The organism is Buchnera aphidicola (Hyperomyzus lactucae) (assembly GCF_005081705.1).
GTDB lineage: Bacteria > Pseudomonadota > Gammaproteobacteria > Enterobacterales > Enterobacteriaceae > Buchnera > Buchnera aphidicola_Y.
The window spans coordinates 195,279-214,181 of record NZ_CP034876.1 but is presented as its reverse complement, the minus strand read 5'-3'; the positions used below and the strand labels follow the sequence as shown (position 1 = coordinate 214,181).

The 18,903-nt window shown below is 25.7% G+C and carries 17 protein-coding genes, 1 other RNA gene and 1 pseudogene; 10 read left to right on the top strand and 9 right to left on the bottom strand.

Translation table 11 applies throughout. The features are described from left to right. The first annotated feature begins 65 nt into the window (after positions 1 to 65). Together panB and panC are read left to right on the top strand one after the other, a co-directional pair. Positions 66 to 857 (top strand): 3-methyl-2-oxobutanoate hydroxymethyltransferase, encoded by a 792-nt coding sequence (gene panB, locus D9V68_RS01000; protein ID WP_158357478.1) that lies wholly within the window; start codon positions 66 to 68, stop codon positions 855 to 857. Between the two features lie 16 nt (positions 858 to 873). Continuing rightward, positions 874 to 1,731 carry a pantoate--beta-alanine ligase gene (gene panC, locus D9V68_RS00995; RefSeq protein WP_158358246.1) on the top strand — a complete coding sequence of 286 codons (858 nt, stop codon included), beginning with the start codon at positions 874 to 876 and terminating at the stop codon, positions 1,729 to 1,731. A 6-nt stretch (positions 1,732 to 1,737) separates the two neighbouring features. Here the strand turns inward: panC and hpt are convergent, their stop codons facing one another. Continuing rightward, a complete protein-coding gene (gene hpt / locus D9V68_RS00990) occupies positions 1,738 to 2,274 on the bottom strand; it encodes a hypoxanthine phosphoribosyltransferase (RefSeq protein WP_158357476.1) in 537 nt (178 codons plus the stop codon). 420 nt (positions 2,275 to 2,694) lie between these two features. On the opposite strand from hpt, the gene thrA reads away from it, so the two are divergent. Genes thrA through thrC form a run of 3 tightly spaced genes read left to right on the top strand, consistent with a single transcriptional unit; the run spans position 2,695 to position 7,386 of the window. Continuing rightward, positions 2,695 to 5,145, top strand: coding sequence for a bifunctional aspartate kinase/homoserine dehydrogenase I (gene thrA, locus D9V68_RS00985; RefSeq protein WP_158357474.1), 2,451 nt, complete (start codon positions 2,695 to 2,697; stop codon positions 5,143 to 5,145). Between the two features lie 17 nt (positions 5,146 to 5,162). Beyond that, entirely contained in the window at positions 5,163 to 6,092 is a 930-nt protein-coding gene (thrB, locus tag D9V68_RS00980; protein WP_158357472.1) for a homoserine kinase, read from the top strand. 4 nt (positions 6,093 to 6,096) lie between these two features. Next, entirely contained in the window at positions 6,097 to 7,386 is a 1,290-nt protein-coding gene (thrC, locus tag D9V68_RS00975; RefSeq protein ID WP_158357470.1) for a threonine synthase, read from the top strand. Between the two features lie 81 nt (positions 7,387 to 7,467). On the opposite strand, the gene ychF is transcribed toward thrC, so the two are convergent. From ychF to D9V68_RS00960, 3 genes are all read right to left on the bottom strand, one after another. Further along, positions 7,468 to 8,559 carry a redox-regulated ATPase YchF gene (gene ychF, locus D9V68_RS00970; RefSeq protein ID WP_158357468.1) on the bottom strand — a complete coding sequence of 364 codons (1,092 nt, stop codon included), beginning with the start codon at positions 8,557 to 8,559 and terminating at the stop codon, positions 7,468 to 7,470. Between the two features lie 36 nt (positions 8,560 to 8,595). Beyond that, complete coding sequence (pth, locus tag D9V68_RS00965; protein ID WP_158358244.1) at positions 8,596 to 9,132, bottom strand: aminoacyl-tRNA hydrolase; 537 nt, start codon at positions 9,130 to 9,132, stop codon at positions 8,596 to 8,598. A 164-nt stretch (positions 9,133 to 9,296) separates the two neighbouring features. Further along, positions 9,297 to 9,908 (bottom strand): Fe-Mn family superoxide dismutase, encoded by a 612-nt coding sequence (locus D9V68_RS00960; protein WP_158357466.1) that lies wholly within the window; start codon positions 9,906 to 9,908, stop codon positions 9,297 to 9,299. Between the two features lie 355 nt (positions 9,909 to 10,263). Between D9V68_RS00960 and rnt the strand changes: the two genes are divergently transcribed. Further along, the gene (gene rnt / locus D9V68_RS00955; RefSeq protein WP_158357464.1) at positions 10,264 to 10,917 is read left to right on the top strand and encodes a ribonuclease T; all 654 of its coding nucleotides are present in this window, start codon (positions 10,264 to 10,266) and stop codon (positions 10,915 to 10,917) included. A 126-nt stretch (positions 10,918 to 11,043) separates the two neighbouring features. Here the strand turns inward: rnt and grxD are convergent, their stop codons facing one another. After that, on the bottom strand, positions 11,044 to 11,367 hold the full coding sequence (grxD, locus tag D9V68_RS00950; protein WP_158357462.1) for a Grx4 family monothiol glutaredoxin: 324 nt from the start codon (positions 11,365 to 11,367) through the stop codon (positions 11,044 to 11,046). An 87-nt stretch (positions 11,368 to 11,454) separates the two neighbouring features. Between grxD and ssrA the strand changes: the two genes are divergently transcribed. Then, positions 11,455 to 11,818: a transfer-messenger RNA gene (gene ssrA / locus D9V68_RS00945) on the top strand. Positions 11,819 to 11,885: 67 nt separating this feature from the next. Here ssrA and D9V68_RS03185 read toward each other — a convergent pair. Continuing rightward, positions 11,886 to 11,975: a hypothetical protein gene (locus D9V68_RS03185; RefSeq protein WP_261979603.1), complete on the bottom strand. Its 90-nt coding sequence runs from the start codon at positions 11,973 to 11,975 to the stop codon at positions 11,886 to 11,888. Between the two features lie 285 nt (positions 11,976 to 12,260). Next, entirely contained in the window at positions 12,261 to 13,139 is an 879-nt protein-coding gene (nadK, locus tag D9V68_RS00935) for an NAD(+) kinase (protein WP_158357460.1), read from the bottom strand. Positions 13,140 to 13,250: 111 nt separating this feature from the next. Between nadK and grpE the strand changes: the two genes are divergently transcribed. Next, positions 13,251 to 13,817: a nucleotide exchange factor GrpE gene (grpE, locus tag D9V68_RS00930; protein ID WP_158357458.1), complete on the top strand. Its 567-nt coding sequence runs from the start codon at positions 13,251 to 13,253 to the stop codon at positions 13,815 to 13,817. Between the two features lie 82 nt (positions 13,818 to 13,899). Here the strand turns inward: grpE and ung are convergent. Continuing rightward, positions 13,900 to 14,566, bottom strand: a pseudogene (gene ung / locus D9V68_RS00925) (uracil-DNA glycosylase). A 90-nt stretch (positions 14,567 to 14,656) separates the two neighbouring features. Between ung and D9V68_RS00920 the strand changes: the two are divergent. Next, positions 14,657 to 15,250, top strand: a complete 594-nt coding sequence (locus tag D9V68_RS00920; RefSeq protein ID WP_158357454.1) for a peroxiredoxin — start codon at positions 14,657 to 14,659, stop codon at positions 15,248 to 15,250. 92 nt (positions 15,251 to 15,342) lie between these two features. On the opposite strand, the gene D9V68_RS00915 is transcribed toward D9V68_RS00920, so the two are convergent. Further along, positions 15,343 to 16,089: a DUF2076 domain-containing protein gene (locus tag D9V68_RS00915; RefSeq protein WP_158357452.1), complete on the bottom strand. Its 747-nt coding sequence runs from the start codon at positions 16,087 to 16,089 to the stop codon at positions 15,343 to 15,345. Positions 16,090 to 16,378: 289 nt separating this feature from the next. Between D9V68_RS00915 and gyrA the strand changes: the two genes are divergently transcribed. Further along, positions 16,379 to 18,892, top strand: coding sequence for a DNA topoisomerase (ATP-hydrolyzing) subunit A (gyrA, locus tag D9V68_RS00910; RefSeq protein ID WP_158357450.1), 2,514 nt, complete (start codon positions 16,379 to 16,381; stop codon positions 18,890 to 18,892). The last annotated feature ends 11 nt before the right edge of the window (positions 18,893 to 18,903 follow it).

Genomic DNA, 18,903 nt, shown 5'->3' with positions numbered 1-18,903 from the left:
ATTACTTCGAGTATCCTTTCTTATTTTAATATATTATTTTAATAGTAAAATTACTTGAGGTAAATATGCCAGATATAACTATTGCTCAATTAGAAGATTGGAAAAAAAACAAAAAAAAAATCGCAGCTATTACAGCTTATGATTTTAGCTTTGCTAGACTATTTTTCAATCAAGGTATTCCTGTTATTCTTGTAGGGGATTCTCTTGGTATGACTATACAAGGTCATAGCTCTACAATACCAGTAAAAATTAAAGATATTGAATATCACACTAAATCAGTTAGAAAAGGAGCTCCAAATACCTTTTTAGTATCTGATTTACCTTTTATGTCTTATTTTGACACTATAACAACGCTTAAAAATACAGCAAAAGTTATGAGATCTGGTGCAAATATGGTAAAATTAGAAGGTGGTAAATGGTTGATTCCCATTATTAAAGAATTATCTAGCAGATCTATACTAGTGTGTGGTCATATAGGTTTGACGCCTCAATCTGTTAATTATTTAAGCGGTTACAAAATTCAAGGAAAGAATGATAATGAAGCAAATAAATTAATAGATGAAGCATTGTTATTAGAAGAAGCCGGGATTAAAATGCTTGTAGTAGAATGTATCCCAGAAAAATTAGCAAAAAAAATAACTGAAAATTTATCTATTCCAGTTATTGGAATAGGAGCAGGTAAATACACTGATGGACAAATTCTTGTTATGCAAGATTTATTGGGTATTACCGAAGGAGAAAAACCCACTTTTGTAAAAAACTTTCTTGCTGAAAGCAATAGTATTCAAGAAGCTGTTCAAAAATACATAAATGAGGTTAAACAAGGTATTTATCCTCACATGAAACATTGTTTTTAAAATTATTGGAGTGATGGTGTATATAATTAACAAAATTCATATTTTACGAAAAGAAATAATACTTATCAAAAAAACTGATAAAAAAATAGGGCTAGTACCAACAATGGGGAATTTACATGATGGCCATATAAAACTAATTTTATTAGCACAAAAATATTCAGATATCGTCATAGTAAGTATTTTTGTTAATCCAATGCAATTTAATTGCTTATTGGATCTAAAAAAATACCCTAGAACTTTCAAGGAAGATTGTGAAATATTAAAACAATATAATGTAGATATTGTTTTTTCTCCTAATATTAATGATATTTATCCGAACGATATAAAAAATCAAACATTTGTTGAAGTACCAAAATTATCCAATATTTTAGAAGGAGCAGCAAGACCTGGACATTTTAAAGGTGTTACAACAATTATTTCGAAATTATTTAACTTAATACAACCAGATTTTTCTTTTTTTGGAGAAAAAGATTATCAACAACTATTAATAATCAAAATTCTTGTGAAAGAATTAAATTATATGATACAAATAATCAGTTTACCTACAATAAGACTAAAAAATGGACTTGCTCTAAGTTCAAGAAATAACAATTTAAATTCTAAAGAAAAGAAAATAGCACCTTATTTATATAAAATTATAAAAAAAACATGTGAAAACCTGATTAAAGAAGATAATAGTATTAGACAAGAAATTATTAATTTATCTAAAAATTTATTAATAAAAAAAGGATTTTCTATTGACATATTTAATATATATGATTGTCGTACATTAAAAACTCCATCTAAAAATAGTAAAAACATAATTCTTATTGCATCTGTATGGTTAGGAAAAACTCGTTTACTTGATAATAAAAAAATATTTTCAACCATATAAAACATTTTATTTCTTAAAAATCACTTTTCCTATATATGGTAAATATCGATAAGATTGAGCATAATCAATACCATAACCTACTATAAAAAAATCATCTGAAATAGAAAATCCTATAAAATCAACACTAATATCAACTTCACGACACTCTGGTTTATCTAGAAGAGTACAAATTGATAATGACTTTGGGTTTCTAAGTTTTAAAATCCCCAATACCTTACTTAAGGTTTTCCCTGAATCAATGATATCTTCTACGATTAAAACATTTTTATTATAAATATCTACATCTAAATCTTTTATAATTTTTACATCACCACTAGATATTATACCCCTTCCATAACTCGAAGTAGTCATAAAATCTACTTCATGTTTAATTTCAATTCTACGACATAAATCTGCTATAAAAACAAAAGAACCACGTAGTAAAGCAACTAATATCATTTTATTTTTACTGTTTTTATATTTTTGAGTAATTTCTTGACCTAATTCTCGAACACGGGTATCAAGTTCTTGTTCAGAAATGATAGCTTTAATAGTATGATTCATAATATTATCTAGATGCTTCATGTTAATTAAACAATATTAAAATTTAAAATAATAAACTGATCTTTTTTAAAAATATACAGTATAGTTAAGAACTACATTCTAATATACAATAAAAAAAATATTTATTTTTTTTGCTATTGCACTAATAATGATCATTATGTTATAAAAATTAATTGATTGAAAATTAATAATCATTTTGAGAAATATAAATATACCTAATTTATGATAAAATCAACAAAATTATTACTTTAAAGTATTTTGATAAAAAATATTAATGTCTATTTATAGCCTCTTCACTAGAATAGCTATTCTAATTATTATAACTAGTCATGATGTGGGCAAAAATTATTTTTTTTAAAAAAACCCGCTCATAAACTTAGGGCGGGTTTTTTATGACATAAATATGAGGAATTATAAAGTATGAAACTATTAAAGTTTGGTGGTACTTCACTAGCTAATGCAGAAAAATTTTTGCACGTATCAAATATTATAGAAAAAAATATTCAAACTGATCAAATTGCAGTAGTACTTTCTGCACCTGCTAAAATTACTAATTATTTAGTTACTATTATAGAAAAAACAATTAAAAACGATGAAATTTTAGAAACAATAAAAATTGCAGAAACTATATTCATTCAATTAATAAACGATCTTTCAAATATACAATCTAATTTTCCTTATCAAAAAATAGAAAAAAAAATAAAAACAGAGTTTGATGAATTGAAAAATATAGTACATGGAATAGCATTATTAAAACAATGTCCGGATAGTATCCGTGCCATTATAATTTCTCGTGGAGAAATACTTTCAGTTTTTATAATGAAAAGTATTTTACAATCAAAAAATCATAAAGTTACTGTTATTAATCCCGTTGAAACTTTTTTATCCATAGGTGACAATTACCTAGATTCTAGTGTTGATATATCCGCATCTAAAAAACGCATTAATAATATACATTTTGATAAAGATTCTATTATTTTAATGGCTGGTTTTATTTGTGGTAACGAAGAAAAAGAATTAGTAGTGTTAGGACGTAATGGTTCTGACTATTCTGCTGCAGTATTAGCTGCTTGTTTAAATGCAAATTGCTGTGAAATTTGGACAGATGTTGATGGAGTTTTTACTTGTGATCCAAGACAAGTTTCTAATGCTCATTTATTAAAATCGATATCATATCAAGAAGCTATGGAACTATCTTATTTTGGAGCTAAAGTTTTACACCCTCGCACTATAGAACCCATTTCTCAATTTAATATTCCGTGTTTTATTAAGAATACTGAAAATATTCAATCCATCGGAACTTTAATTTGTCAAAAAAATAATTCTGAAAAAAAATTTTTAAAAGGTGTCACTCATCTTGATAATATAGCAATGTTTAATATATCCGGATATTATATAAAAGATGTAGGCAATATAATTCCACGCATATTTACTGTATTATCAAGAGATAATATTAAAATATTATTAATTACTCAATCATCTTCAGAAAACAAAATTAATTTTTGTGTTTTAGAAAATAAAATTGAAAAAATTCTATATTTATTGAATAAAGAATTTCAATTGGAATTAAAAGATTCGTTATTAAACCCCTTTAGAATAACAAATCGTTTATCTATTCTTTCAGTAGTTGGCTCCAATATTTATAAAAAACATAATATAGCATCAAAAATTTTTTCTTCTTTAGGTAGATCAAAAATTAATATTCTTGCTATAGCACAAGGATCTTCAGAACATTCTATTTCACTAGTTATAGATACGAAAAATATTTTACAAGCTGTTCGCAATGTTCATAACAGATTATTTTGCAATAAAAAAATTATTCATGTTTTTTTAATTGGAATAGGTGGAGTTGGTACTACACTACTAAATCAAATATTAAGACAAAAAGAATTTTTAGATAAAAAAAACATAGAAATTAGAATTTGTGCTATTGCTAATTCTAAAAAAATACTATTTTTTAATGAAATTATTAATTTATCTAATTGGAAAAATAATTTTCAAAAATTAGGTAAAGAATTCAATTATGAAATATTAAACAACTTAATCAAAAAAAATTGTTTTTCAAATTCAGTAATTGTAGATTGTACATCTGATCAACTATTATCAGATCAATATATAAACTTTCTTTATCATGATTTTCATGTAGTCACTTCAAATAAAAAAGCCAATACTAGTGAATGGACTTACTATAAAAAAATTAGAAGTGCTATTTCTCAAACAAATAAAAAATTTCTATATGAAACTAACGTAGGAGCTGGATTACCAGTTATAGAAACACTACAAAATCTATTTAGAACAGGTGATACCTTGCTACGTTTTAAAGGTATATTATCTGGTTCTTTATCTTTTATTTTTGGTAGACTAGAAGAAGGTATTTTATTATCAGAGGCTACTAGAGAAGCTAAAGAATTAGGTTTTACGGAACCCAATCCTTGTGATGATCTATCCGGGATAGATGTTGCTAGAAAATTACTAATTTTGGCACGTGAATCGGGATATAATATAGAATTAAAAGATATTAAAATTGAACCTTTATTACCAGAAATATTTAAACAATATAAAAACTTTGACATATTTTTATTAAAACTAAAAGAATTAGATTCGTATTTTTTAAAAAGAATTAATAAAGCACGTGATGTAGGAAATGTACTAAGATTTATTGCGACAATAGAACGGGATGGAAAATGTTTTATAAAACTTGAAGACGTTAATATTAATGATCCATTGTATAAAGTTAAAAATGGTGAAAATGCACTAGCATTTTATACTAATTATTATCAACCAATTCCCCTTGTATTAAGAGGTTATGGTGCCGGAAACAATGTTACGGCGTCTGGAGTATTTTCTGACTTGCTGCGCACACTATCATAAACGTCAGGAGCATAGTAATGATTAAAATTTATGCACCAGCTTCTATTGGTAACGTTGGAGTTGGATTTGATATTTTAGGTGCGGCAATTATACCTATAAATGGCACCTTATTAGGAGATTTTGTCACAGTAAAATTATCAAAAGAATTTGAATTGATCAACAAAGGTGTTTTTGCGGATAAATTACCTAAAAACACTGAACAAAATATTATTTGGAAGTGTTGGTTAAAGTTTTGTAAAGCTATAAAAAAAAATATTCCAGTTTCTATTATTCTAGAAAAAAATATGCCTATTGGTTCAGGATTAGGTTCTAGTGCTTGTTCAGTCGTCGCCACTTTAGTTGCTATGAATGAATTTTGTAAAAAACCTTTTAATAAAAAAGAATTATTATTTCTTATGGGGGAAATAGAGGGCGAAATATCAGGAAGTATACACTATGATAATGTTGCTCCCTCATATCTTGGGGGATTGCAATTAATATTAGAAGAATCTGATGTAATAAGCCAAAATATTCCTATTTTTAAAAATTGGTTTTGGATAATAGCTTGGCCAGGTATTAAAGTTTCTACTGCAGAAGCAAGAAATATACTACCGAAAACATATAAGAAAGAAATTTGTATTAAACATAGTCGTTATTTAGCTGGTTTTATTCATGCCTCATATAGTCAACAACCTCATTTAGCAGCAAGATTAATGAAAGATTTTATTGCAGAACCATATCGTATTAAATTATTACCTAAATTTTTAAAAGCTAAAGAAATAATTAAGAAAATGGGGGCTATAAGCTGTGGAATATCTGGTTCAGGACCAGCTATTTTTGCTATTTCCGATAATATAAGTATTGCTAAAAAAGTATCTTTATGGTTAAAAGAAAATTATTTACAAAATAAAACAGGATTTGTTCATATTTGTTTTTTAGATTTACAAGGTGCACGTAAAATAGGATAAAACAATGAAACTTTATAACTTAAAAGATAATAGCGAACAAGTAAACTTCGAAACAGCTGTAAAATTAGGTTTAGGAAAACAACAAGGATTATTTTTTCCAGTAGAATTACCTGTAATTACACCTACAGAATTGTCAAAAATATTAAAAATGGATTTTATTACTCGTAGTACTGAAATACTCTCTAAATTTATTCATAATGAAATATCTAAAGAAAAACTACATGAACATGTTAAAAAAGCATTTTATTTTAAACATCCGTTAACAGTTAAAATTACGGAAAATATACACTGTTTCGAACTATTTCACGGTCCGACATTGGCTTTTAAAGATTTTGGAGCGCGTTTCATGGCTCAAATGATACTATTATTTAACAAAAAAAACGAATCTGTTACTATTTTAACCGCCACATCAGGTGATACAGGAGCTGCAGTAGCGCATGCATTTTATGGAATGAAAAATGTTCAAGTAATTATTTTATATCCAAAAGGAAAAATTAGCGAATTACAAGAAAAACTATTTTGTACTTTAGGTAAAAATATTAAAACTGTATCAATCAATGGTAGTTTTGATGATTGTCAAAAATTAGTAAAAGAAGCTTTTAATGACAAAATTCTTAAAGAATCAATAGGATTAAATTCTGCCAATTCTATTAATATAAGTAGACTATTAGCACAAATATGTTATTATTTCGAGGCTTTTTCTTTGATTTCAGAAAAACAAAGAAAAAACTTAGTTATAGCAGTTCCATGTGGTAATTTTGGCAATCTAACTGCCGGATTATTATCTAAATCTCTTGGTTTACCAATTAAATCATTTATAGCATGCACTAATGCCAATGATACAGTTCCAAGATTTCTTGATAATGGAAAATGGTATCCTAAAAAAACTGTTTCTACAATTTCTAATGCTATGGATATTAGTCAACCTAACAATTGGAGTCGTATTGAAGAATTATTTTATCGAAAAAGTTGGAATTTGAAAGAACTCAGATTTGGCAGTGTATCAGATTACTCAACCGAAGAAACACTTAAGGAACTGTTGAAATTAGGATACGTTTCTGAACCACATGCTGCAATAGCATATCGATTATTAAAAGATCAATTACAAGAAGATGAATTTGGTTTATTCTTAGGCACAGCACATCCGGCTAAGTTTAAAAATACTGTAGAAAGAATACTAAAAAATCATATTTCATTACCTGATGAGCTAAAAAGAAGAATTGATTTGCCATTATTGTCTTATAATATCAATCCTGTTTTTAGTAAATTAAAACAAATTTTATTAGAAAGATAAATTAAAGTTAGAGAGGATGAACGGTATTTTCCTCTCTAAAAAAACAATATATATAATAATTTTTCAAAAATCAATTATTTTTTAAATGTGAAATAAAAAATGAACAATATCACCGTCTTGAATGCAATAATTTTTTCCTTCTATTCTAAGTTTTCCCATTTCTTTAATTTTAGATTCACTTTTATACTTAATAAAGTCTTTATACGTAATAATTTCAGCTCTAATAAAACCTTTACTAAAATCACTATGTATTTTATGAGCTGCTTGAATACTAGTACTGCCTTGGGGAATCGGCCAAGCATGAATTTCTTTCACACCAACAGTAAAAAAAGTTATCAAATTAAGTAACTTGTATCCAGAAGAAATAATACTCTGCAAACCTAAATTTTTTATATTAAAAGCTTTCATGAAAGATTTTTGTTCTTCATCTTTCATTTTTACTAGATCTAATTCTAGATTTGCATCAATTGGCACAACTATAGAGTCTTCTTTATCAGCAATTTTATTTAATTCATTTAAAAAATAATAAGATTCTTTTGTATCGTTAATATTTGCAACATACATTGTTGGTTTTAAAGTCAAAAAACGTAAATAACTAATGGTTTTTTTCTCATCTGCATTTAAATAAAGAGTTTTTAACATTAAACACTGTGTTAAATGATTGATACATTTTTTTAAAACATCTATTTTTTTTTCTATTTCTTTTACATCTGTTAATTTCATTTTTTTTTGTAATTGTACTATAGTTTTTTCACAAAGATCAAAATCAGATAATATAAGTTCAGTATTAATAATATCTACATCTGAAGAGGGTTGAACTTGATTATAAACATGAGTAATATTATCATTTTTAAAACAACGAACAACATGGACTATCGCATCTGTTTCTCGTATATTATTTAAAAATTGATTACCTAATCCCTCACCTTTAGATGCTCCTTTGACCAAACCTGCAATATCTATAAATTCTATAAATGCATTTATTATTTTTTTTGGAGAAATAATTTTAGCTAAATTATCGATACGTATATCAATAACTGAAACAATTCCTACGTTTGGTTTAATAGTGCAAAAAGGAAAATTAGCAACTGCTGAATTTCCTTTAGTTAAAATATTGAATAAAGTAGATTTACCAACATTGGGCAATCCTATAATACCACATTTGAAACTCATGTCTTATATACCTTGAGAAATAGAAGAACTTTTTACTTAATTACGATTAAAAATATATAGCGTACAAGTTTTCTCTATAGCATCTAAAATAGATTTTTTGATCAAAATTTTCTCTATTTTTGTAGGAGGGGATAATACAAAAGAAGATACTTGATCTTTGTTGATTGGACGACCAATACCAATTCTAAACCGATGAAAATTGATTTTTGTATTAAATACATTAATAACATTTCTTAATCCATTATGTCCGCTATGTCCGTAACTATATTTTAATTTTGATACTCCGGGTTTTAGTTCTAAATCATCATGAATTATTAATATTTCACTTAAATGAATATTATAAAAAGATGCCATTTTTAGTACTGAATTACCGTTTATGTTCATAAATATATTAGGTACAAGTAATCTAATATAATGAGAATCTCTCATAAAAGAAGAGGTAAAACCAAAAAATTTTTTTTCTTCTTTTAAAGTTACAAAAAAACGTTTTGCTAAAGAATGTATATACCAAGAACCCACGTTATGACGAGTATTATAATATTCTTTTTGAGGATTAGATAATCCGACAATCATTTTAATTATATTCAAACAAAATCCTTTGTTCTTAAAATAATCATTCTAGTTTAATAAAATATATTAAAAACATATAATATAAATTATATGTTTTTAAAAATGAAAGTATTTTTTTATGAAAATTAAAAATATAAAAAATTTTTACATATATAATTAATGATTAATTATTTTTGTAAACGATTAGTTGCTTTTTCCCAATCTACAACATTCCAAAAAGATTTAATATAATCTAATCTTCTATTTTGATATTTTAAATAATAAGCATGTTCCCAAATATCTAAACCAATAATAGGATAACCATAAGTATTAGATATTGATTTTCCCATTAAAGGATTATCTTGATTAACAGTAGATACTATAGATAAGACACCGTTTTGATTGACTAACCATACCCAACCAGATCCAAAATGATTCAGTGCTACTTCTTCAAATTTTTCTTTGAAATGTTCAATAGTACTAAATTGTTTTTCTATTTCTCTTTTTATATCGTTTGTTAATATTGTACCTAATTTTAAACTGTTCCAAAAAAAACTATGATTTATATGTCCCCCTGCATTATTACGTAATGCATTTTTATTTTCTAAAATAATTTCATTAAAAATGGACATTAATTCTTCAATAGATAATGAAGAAAAAGCAGTATTTTTTAAAATAGCATTAGTGTTGTTAACGTAATTTTGATGATGTTTAGTATGATGAATAATCATAGTTTTTTCATCAAAAAAAGGTTCTAAAGCATTATATGAATAAGGTAAAGAAGGAAGAATATAACTCATTTTATTTTCCTAATATAATATAATACTAATATTGTAGTATAAATTGTTGTTAAGAGATTAAATTAATAATTTAATCTTAAATATTCTTATAAATTATAGTACACTTGTCAAATAATTAAGAAAAATCATAATATATATTCAACAAGTATTCAAAATTAAAATTATCATAAATATAAAAAGTAGTCTTTTTTTATATTAAAATACTCTATTTTTATAAGTATTTTATGTTTCTAAAAATATCACAATAAAAAAATTCTCTATATATTAATTTACTTTTAATTTTTGATAAAATATTAAAATTAAAAAATAAAAACTAACTAAATCAAACACAACGCGTTTTAAAAATGAGATTTTGATGTCTATAACTCAAGAGTTAAATTTATTAAGCGATCGGTTTCGTACTTTTTATCCAGTTGTTATAGATATTGAAACAGCGGGATTCAATCCAAAAACTGATGCAGTATTAGAAATTGCAATAATAACATTAAAAATGGATGAATTAGGATGGTTACATAAAGAAGATAAATTACATTTTCATGTAGAACCATTTAAAGGTTCTATAATCAACTCTGATGCAATAGCATTTAATAAAATAGATCCTTTTAATCCATTACGTGGTGCTATTAGTGAAAAAATAGCAATTGAATCAATATTAGATATGGTACGTAAAGGAATTAAAATAAAAGGATGTAGTCGAGGAATTGTTGTAGCACATAATGCTAATTTTGATCATAATTTTTTAATGGCTCTAATACAACGAGAAAAAATACAAAACAATCCCTTTCATCCCTTTGTTACATTTGATACAGCAGCATTAAGTGGATTAGTAGTTGGTCAAACGGTGCTAGCTAAAGCGTGCAAAGCCATTGGTTTATCATTTGACAACAATCAAGCTCATTCCGCACTTTATGATAGTTTACAAACTGCTGATCTTTTTTGTGAATTAGTAAATCGATGGAAACGTTTGGGCGGATGGCCTGTAAATATAAAAAAAAAAAAACACATTTAAATTTATATTAAATATAAGAAAAAAGATATGACATTAAGAATAAAAAAAGTAAGAATTTTATATTCTTAGATAAACTGTCATATCCATTTTTCTATAAAAATTATTTATGTTTAAAAGTTTTTAAAACTATTTATATTTTTTCATTGTATTAGATATTAATTTTTGTAATTCACCATTTTCTAACATTTCAAGTATAATACTACAACCACCGATCAACTCACCATCTATCCACAATTGAGGGAATGTTGGCCAATTTGCATATTTTGGTAATTCATTTCTAATGTCTATATTTTCTAAAACATCTATATAAGCAAATTTTTCTCCACAAACAGATAAAGCTTGTACTGCCTGTGCAGAAAAACCACAACTAGGAGACTGAGGCGTACCTTTCATGTAAATTAAAATAATATTATTTTTAATTTGCTGTTCTATTTTTTTAATAATACTCACAATGAATCTCCATGTGTAAAGTTTATGTTTAAATAATTAATAGACAATTTTATTTTTTTTTGTATACTAGAATCTCAGTATAAAAAAGGGGCTGTTTTTGGATTTGACAAAATTATCAAAAAAATAAAGTGCATGCCGAGGAACGGTTTGCCTCGATAAAAGCCGTAAAAAAATAGCTGCAAATAATAAACAGAACTACGCTTTAGCAGCTTAAAAAACTGTATAAAGCCCTTCCTTCTTAGCCTTTTTCTCTTAGGACGAGAATACAGGAAGGTTAAAAAAGAGAAAAACGTGAAAATCAAGTTTGATGATGACACGGAATAAATTTTCAAACTATGTTCCTAAAATGTGTTTTTTCAAATTAGGAAATGAATAAAAAAAGAAAAAACTACGCATGTAGTACTTTATTTCTAGAAATTTTGGACGCGGGTTCAAATCCCGCCAGCTCCAAAAAAATTAGTTTTATAAAAACTATTTGATATTAAAACGTGAAACTTTATTTTTTTTAAAATATATGTTTAAGATTTTTTTCGAGAAAAATCGTTACCTATATAATCATATAAATAGTAATGATATACATCATCAAAAAAATCCTCAATAATGGGCATGCCAAAAATAAAAATTATTTGTTTTCTTGTCATATCAACATAATTTTTGTTCAAAAAAATTTTGATTAAAATATATTTCTTGTAAAGAAATAGAACGATATGTTTTTTTATCTAAACATGAACAATTGGAAAAAAAATCACTATTAATAGTATTTTTATATAATTATTCATTATACTTCCCTATTACAGTTTACGTAAAAGTGAATAAATTTTACTAATATCTTCCTCTATTAAAGAGAAAGTTTTTATTTTTAATATATTTTAATTTAGTGATGTTTTAAACATCTAAAAAAATTTTTTTGACCAATTAAGTTTAGAAGTTAAAGTCTCAAAATAATTATAACTTTTAGGATGAATAAGATTTAAATAATAACAACTCTTTCGGATAAATACACATTCATTTTTTTCGATTTTTAAAACCTTTTGACTGTCACAACTTATTTTTAAGTTATCTTGAATGTTAGAAAATTTTAAACAAATTATACTATCGCTATGAATTACTAAGGGGCGAGCAGATAAACTGTGTGGAAACATGGGTACTAGTACAATAGCATCTAAAGATGTTGCTATAATTGGCCCACCAGCTGAAAGTGAATAACCAGTAGAACCAGTAGGAGTTGATACAATTAATCCATCTGCACGCTGAGCAAAAGAGAATTTATTATCAATATATACCTCAAATTCTATCATATGAGCTAAATGTTTGGCATGTAAAACTACTTCATTGATAGCTATGCTAGATCTAGAAATTATTTTTTTTTGACAGACTTGAGCATCTAATAAAAAACGATTTTCTAATAAATATTGTCCTGATAAAACTTCTGATAATTTTTTTAAACTAGTATCAGGATTTAAATCAGTTAAAAAACCTAAGTTGCCTCGATTAATTCCAATAATTTTAACATTATAGAACGATAAAATACGAGCTGTACATAGCAAATTTCCATCTCCTCCTATAACGATGGCTAGATCACAAGATTGACCAATTTCTATTAATGTTGCAGTATTGGGATTATTCAATTTTAATTCTCTAGCAATAGAGTGTTCAATGAAAACCTTATAACCATTTTTTATTAACCACTTATAAAGTATCTTATGTGTTATCAAAGCACTTTCATAACGCGGACGTCCAACAATACCAATACAAGTGAAATGTTGCTTCATGCATAAAAACTCCTAAAAAATAATGTATATTATATAATCATTAATAGTCTTAAAAAATTAATGAAAAACTTTATGATAACTCAATAATTAATATGTAAAATGGAAAAATTTATGAATAATCAAGAAAACCAAATGTGTGATAAAAACTTTTCAAAAAAAAATAATATAGAAGAAAAATCAGAAAATATAAATGATTTAATTACAGTTCAAAATAATAAAATAGAAGATTTAAAATTGCAATTACTACGCAATCAAAAAAGAATACATGATATTGAATTAAGAAAATTAGCTAATATAGAAAATATAAAAAAAAATACAGAAGAAAAAATAAAAACAATAAAAAATATAGAAGTTGAAAACTTTTTAAAAAAAACGATTCCAATAATAGATTCATTAGAAGATATCTTAACATCATCTAACGAATTGAATATAAAAGATCAACCTCTAATACAAGGAATTGAACTAACATTACAATCTTTGTTAAATATTTTATTTAAATTAGGAGTAAAAATTGAAGGTAAAAAAAATCAAATTTTTAATCCTGAAACTCATACTCCTATTTTCACAGAATCATCTGAAAAAACATCACCCAATCATATTATTTCTGTAATAAAAAAAGGATTTACTTTTAATAAAATATTATTAAGAAAAGCAATTGTTACAATTCCTAAAGAATAATATTTTTATATCCCTTAAATATAATTATATTAATTGAAATTATGTTTTATAGTATTTAAAAATAGAAAATTTTTTTCTATTTTTAAATCAAAAACCAATCAATTGGTTTTTTTTTATTTTTAAGTAAAATCTCATTAGTTAAAGAAAAATGTTTACATCCAAAAAACCCTCGATGTGCTGATAATGGAGAAGGATGCGATGCTTGTAAAATATAATGATTATTGATATTAATCAAATTAGATTTTTTTTTAGCATCATTTCCCCACAATAAAAAAATAATTGCATGTCTATATGAGTCAATAAGAGAAATGACTTTGTCAGTAAAAATGTTCCATCCTATACTACTATGTGATCTTGGTTTTCCTGATTCTACTGTTAGAATAGTATTTAATAAAAAAACACCTTGACAAGCCCAACTTTCAAGACATCCATGATTAAATTTATATTTTTTTTTAAAATCAGCATTTAACTCTTTATATATATTCTTTAAAGAAGGTGGTATAGTAACACCTTTAGGTACAGAAAATGACAAACCATGCGCTTGATTTTTAGAAAAATATGGATCTTGTCCGATAATAACTACTTTAATATCATTAAACTTAGTTAATAAAAAAGCATTAAATATATCTTTTTGATTAGGATAAATGGTTTTTTTTAAGCGACTTTTTTTAATAAATTTAATTATATTAATAAAATATCTTTTTTTTTTCTTGAGATAAAACATCTTTCCAAGATAAAATTATATTCATTGTCCACTTCCATTTTTAACAAAATTGCAATAAAGAATAAAAATTTTTTATTCTTATTAAATAACTAAGTATACGATTATAGGAAAAAAAATGGTTTTAGTCACTCAAAATGCACCCAATTTTATAGCCCCAGCAGTTTTAGAAAATAATAAAATTGTTGAAAAATTTGATCTTAAAAAATATTCTAATGGTCAATCAATTATACTATTTTTCTGGCCGATGGATTTTACTTTTGTATGTCCATCTGAAATCATAGAATTTAATAAACTTTATTCAGAATTTCAAAAAAGAAATGTAAAAATTGTAGGTGTATCAATTGATAGTGTTTTTGTTCATCAAGCATGGCAAAAAACTTTGCCTAAAAATGGTGGTATTGGAAAAATAAATTTTCCCATGGTATCTGATATAAAACATAGTATTCAAAAATCTTATGGTATTGAACATCCAGATCTTGGAGTAGCACTACGAGCTTCATTTTTAATTGATTCTGATTGGATCATACGTCATCAAGTCATAAATGATCTACCATTTGGACGCAATATAAAAGAAATGATACGTATGGTAGATGCTATAAATTTTCATAATAAATACGGAGAAGTATGTCCAGCTAATTGGGAAAAAGGAAAAAAAGGCATGAAACCTTCTTTAGAAGGTGTTTCTGAATATTTAAGTAAGAATTGCTAAAAAAAAATTTAAAGTCAGCAAAAAAAATTATGCTGGCTTTATTTTGTAATGATTTCAACATCTATTATATGATTATCGATAATGATATATTTTTAAATAAAATTATCATCATTGCTTTCGTCATTATCTGCATTATAAATATCATTATCTATATAATCTGAATTTAATTCATTTGAATTGATATCTGATTCACTGTATTCATAATCAACTAAATTATTGTTGGCAGAATGATTAAACATATTTTCTTCTACATTAGTAAAATTGTCTGTAGATTCGTGATGAATAGTATCAAATATCTCTTCTTCTGGTTTAGAATGATTAAAAACATTCATTAACATATTGCCTAAAATCATACCCCCAGCTACACCTGTTGCTGTTTGTAAAGCATTACTAAGAAACCCACTACTTCTACTACTAATACTATTATTAGCTGCGGGAAGTGTTTGCGTTGTTGAAGACATAGTATGTGGATGAATAGAATTATTTAAGTTTGAAGGATTTTCTTTGTATTTCCATAAATTATTATCATGAGATACTTTTTGAGTATCCGAATTTTTCTTAAAAAAATTTGATAAGAAACTTGGTTTTTTATTTTGTCCTTCTATATTATTTAATATGTTTATTCTTTTCTTTAATTCTTCAATTTTTGCACTCATTTTTTTTATGGCTGTTTCTTGTATCAATATTGTCTGTGCCATATAATATGAAGAAGATGGTTGCTTTTTGACTAATTTTTGAATTAATTCATCGGCTGAAATATCTTTTTCAGAAGAATTTAATTCAGTACTTTTTAAACGATGAAATAAATTTTCTATTAAATTTTTTTCTTCATCTTTCATATATTGAGATCTCATTTTAAAGTCAAATTAATAAACTTAAAGTCAAATTAATAAACTATTATAGTAATAATTAGTTATTAATATTTTTTAACATAAAATAACAATTATTATTTTATAATAATACTTTCATTTCAAATAAACAATATAAAAAAATATTTTTTATTATATAAATATTATTTATACAAAGATTTATCAATAAGAATAGCTTTCTTTATATGCATCTAGTAGTTTAATTATGTTATACTTTTCTACTTAATTTGATTGTTTTGATAAAGAGATAATAGTTCCCATGAAAGACCCTGCACGAGAAATTATACAGGTCAATATTGAAGAAGAGTTAAAAAGCTCTTACTTAGACTATTCTATGTCTGTAATAGTTGGCCGAGCTTTACCGGATGTTCGAGATGGATTAAAACCTGTTCATCGAAGAATACTTTTTGCTATGTATGTATTAAATAATGATTGGAACAAAACATACAAAAAATCTGCTCGAGTAGTAGGTGATGTTATAGGAAAATATCATCCTCATGGAGATTCGGCTGTATATGATGCGATAGTACGCATGGCTCAAAAATTTTCATTACGTTATATGCTCATAGATGGTCAAGGAAACTTTGGCTCTGTAGATGGGGATTCTGCTGCAGCAATGAGATATACAGAAATTCGCATGTCTCGAATAGCCCATGAACTACTAACTGATTTAGAAAAAAATACTGTTGAATTTTTACCGAATTATGATGGAACTGAAGAGATCCCAGAAATACTCCCGGCAAGAATACCTAATCTTTTAATAAATGGTTCATCAGGTATAGCTGTAGGTATGGCAACAAATATCCCCCCTCATAATTTAAACGAAGTAATTAATGGTTGTTTAGCTTATATTGACAACAATGATATTACGTTGCAAGAACTAATTAAACATATCCCAGGACCAGATTTTCCTACCGCTGGATTGATCAACGGAAAATCAGGAATTGAAGAAGCTTATAGCACAGGAAAAGGGAAAATTTATATTCGAGCACGTAACAAAATCGAAAGAAATAAGAAAAATAAAAAAGAATCAATTATTTTCGATGAAATACCTTATCAAGTAAATAAGTCACGTTTGATTGAAAAAATAGCAGAATTAGTAAAAGACAAAAGAATTGATGGAATTACTGCTTTACGTGATGAGTCTGACAAAGATGGAATGAGAATTGTTATTGAAATTAAAAAAGAAGCAATATCTGAAATAATTTTAAATCAACTCTATTCTTTAACCCAATTACAAATTTCTTTTGGAATTAACATGGTTGCTTTATGTCAAGGACAACCAAAAATTTTATCTCTGAAAGAAATATTAAAAAATTTTTTATCACATAGACAAGAAATAATAACAAGACGAAGTCTCTTTGAATTAAAAAAAATGCGTAATCGGATTCATATTCTTGAAGGATTAAATATTGCTCTAATAAATATTAATTTAATAATTACTCTTATAAAAAACTCAGGAAATTCAACAGATGCAAAAAATTTAATAATTAAGAAAAAATGGTCATCTAAAAATATCAAAAACTTTAGTATTACTGATAAAAAAGAAAATAAAAAAATACCCTTTCAAAAAAATAATGAATATTATTTTACTGAAAAACAAGTACAAGCTATTTTAGATTTACGTTTACAAAAACTAACTAATTTAGAACAAAATAAAATTATCACAGAAAAGAATGATTTGATAAAAAAAACTAAAGAACTACAAAAAATACTTGACAATCCGCATTGTATGTTTGAAGTTATCAAAGAAGAACTATTATCAATAAAAAATAGTTTTAGTGATAAAAGACGTACTGAAATTATTGAAAATCATACTAATATTAATATTGAAGATTTGATTAATCAAGAAGATGTTGTAGTAACACTGTCTCATTCAGGATATGTAAAATATCAACCACTTTCTGATTATAATGCTCAAAGACGTGGAGGAAAAGGAAAATCAGCAGCAAAAATAAAAGAAGAAGATTTTATAGAAAGTTTAGTCATAGCCAACACACATGACACGATATTATGCTTTTCCAGTAGAGGAATTTTATATTGGATGAAAGTTTATCAATTACCAGAATCTAGTAGACATGCACGAGGAAGACCCATAGTAAATTTGTTACCTTTAAGTGCTAAAGAGAGAATTACAGCCATATTGCCAGTGCATGAATATAAAGATAATCTTAACATTTTTATGACTACTTCTTACGGGATAGTCAAAAAAAGTTCTTTAAGCCAATTTAAAAAACCTAGATTTGCAGGAATTATTGCAATCAACTTACATGCAAATGATGAATTAATTGGAGTTGCTTTAACAGATGGAAATAATAACATTATGTTATTTACACAAAATGGAAAAGTAGTTCAGTTTTTAGAAAATAGCGTTCGAACTATGGGTAGAACAGCATCTGGAGTGAAAGGTATCAAAATTAAAAAAAACGATAAAGTTGTTTCTTTGATTGTACCTAAAAATAGAGGGAGTATTTTAATAGCGACGAAAAATGGATACGGAAAACGTACTAAAATTACTGATTTTCCTATAAAATCACGTGCTACTCAAGGTGTAATTTCTATAAAGATAACAAAAAAAAATGGAAAAATTATTGGAGCAATACAAGTTGTAGAAAAAGATCAAATAATGATGATTACTAATGCAGGAACTTTAGTTAGAATTAGAGTTTCTGAAGTCGGAATATTAGGAAGAAATACACAAGGTGTAATTTTAATAAGAACATCTAAGAATGAAAAAGTTGTTGCTTTACAAAAAATTGTTGAACCAATATAAAAAATATTATT

Bases quoted from the DNA above. Each gene is read 5' to 3' on its own strand.
- panB (WP_158357478.1), top strand. From the start codon at position 66: ATGCCAGATATAACTATTGCTCAATTAGAAGATTGGAAAAAAAACAAA.
- hpt (WP_158357476.1), bottom strand. From the start codon at position 2,274: ATGAATCATACTATTAAAGCTATCATTTCTGAACAAGAACTTGATACC.
- thrA (WP_158357474.1), top strand. From the start codon at position 2,695: ATGAAACTATTAAAGTTTGGTGGTACTTCACTAGCTAATGCAGAAAAA.
- thrB (WP_158357472.1), top strand. From the start codon at position 5,163: ATGATTAAAATTTATGCACCAGCTTCTATTGGTAACGTTGGAGTTGGA.
- thrC (WP_158357470.1), top strand. From the start codon at position 6,097: ATGAAACTTTATAACTTAAAAGATAATAGCGAACAAGTAAACTTCGAA.
- ychF (WP_158357468.1), bottom strand. From the start codon at position 8,559: ATGAGTTTCAAATGTGGTATTATAGGATTGCCCAATGTTGGTAAATCT.
- pth (WP_158358244.1), bottom strand. From the start codon at position 9,132: ATGATTGTCGGATTATCTAATCCTCAAAAAGAATATTATAATACTCGT.
- D9V68_RS00960 (WP_158357466.1), bottom strand. From the start codon at position 9,908: ATGAGTTATATTCTTCCTTCTTTACCTTATTCATATAATGCTTTAGAA.
- rnt (WP_158357464.1), top strand. From the start codon at position 10,264: ATGTCTATAACTCAAGAGTTAAATTTATTAAGCGATCGGTTTCGTACT.
- D9V68_RS03185 (WP_261979603.1), bottom strand. From the start codon at position 11,975: ATGCCCATTATTGAGGATTTTTTTGATGATGTATATCATTACTATTTA.
- nadK (WP_158357460.1), bottom strand. From the start codon at position 13,139: ATGAAGCAACATTTCACTTGTATTGGTATTGTTGGACGTCCGCGTTAT.
- grpE (WP_158357458.1), top strand. From the start codon at position 13,251: ATGAATAATCAAGAAAACCAAATGTGTGATAAAAACTTTTCAAAAAAA.
- D9V68_RS00920 (WP_158357454.1), top strand. From the start codon at position 14,657: ATGGTTTTAGTCACTCAAAATGCACCCAATTTTATAGCCCCAGCAGTT.
- D9V68_RS00915 (WP_158357452.1), bottom strand. From the start codon at position 16,089: ATGAAAGATGAAGAAAAAAATTTAATAGAAAATTTATTTCATCGTTTA.
- gyrA (WP_158357450.1), top strand. From the start codon at position 16,379: ATGAAAGACCCTGCACGAGAAATTATACAGGTCAATATTGAAGAAGAG.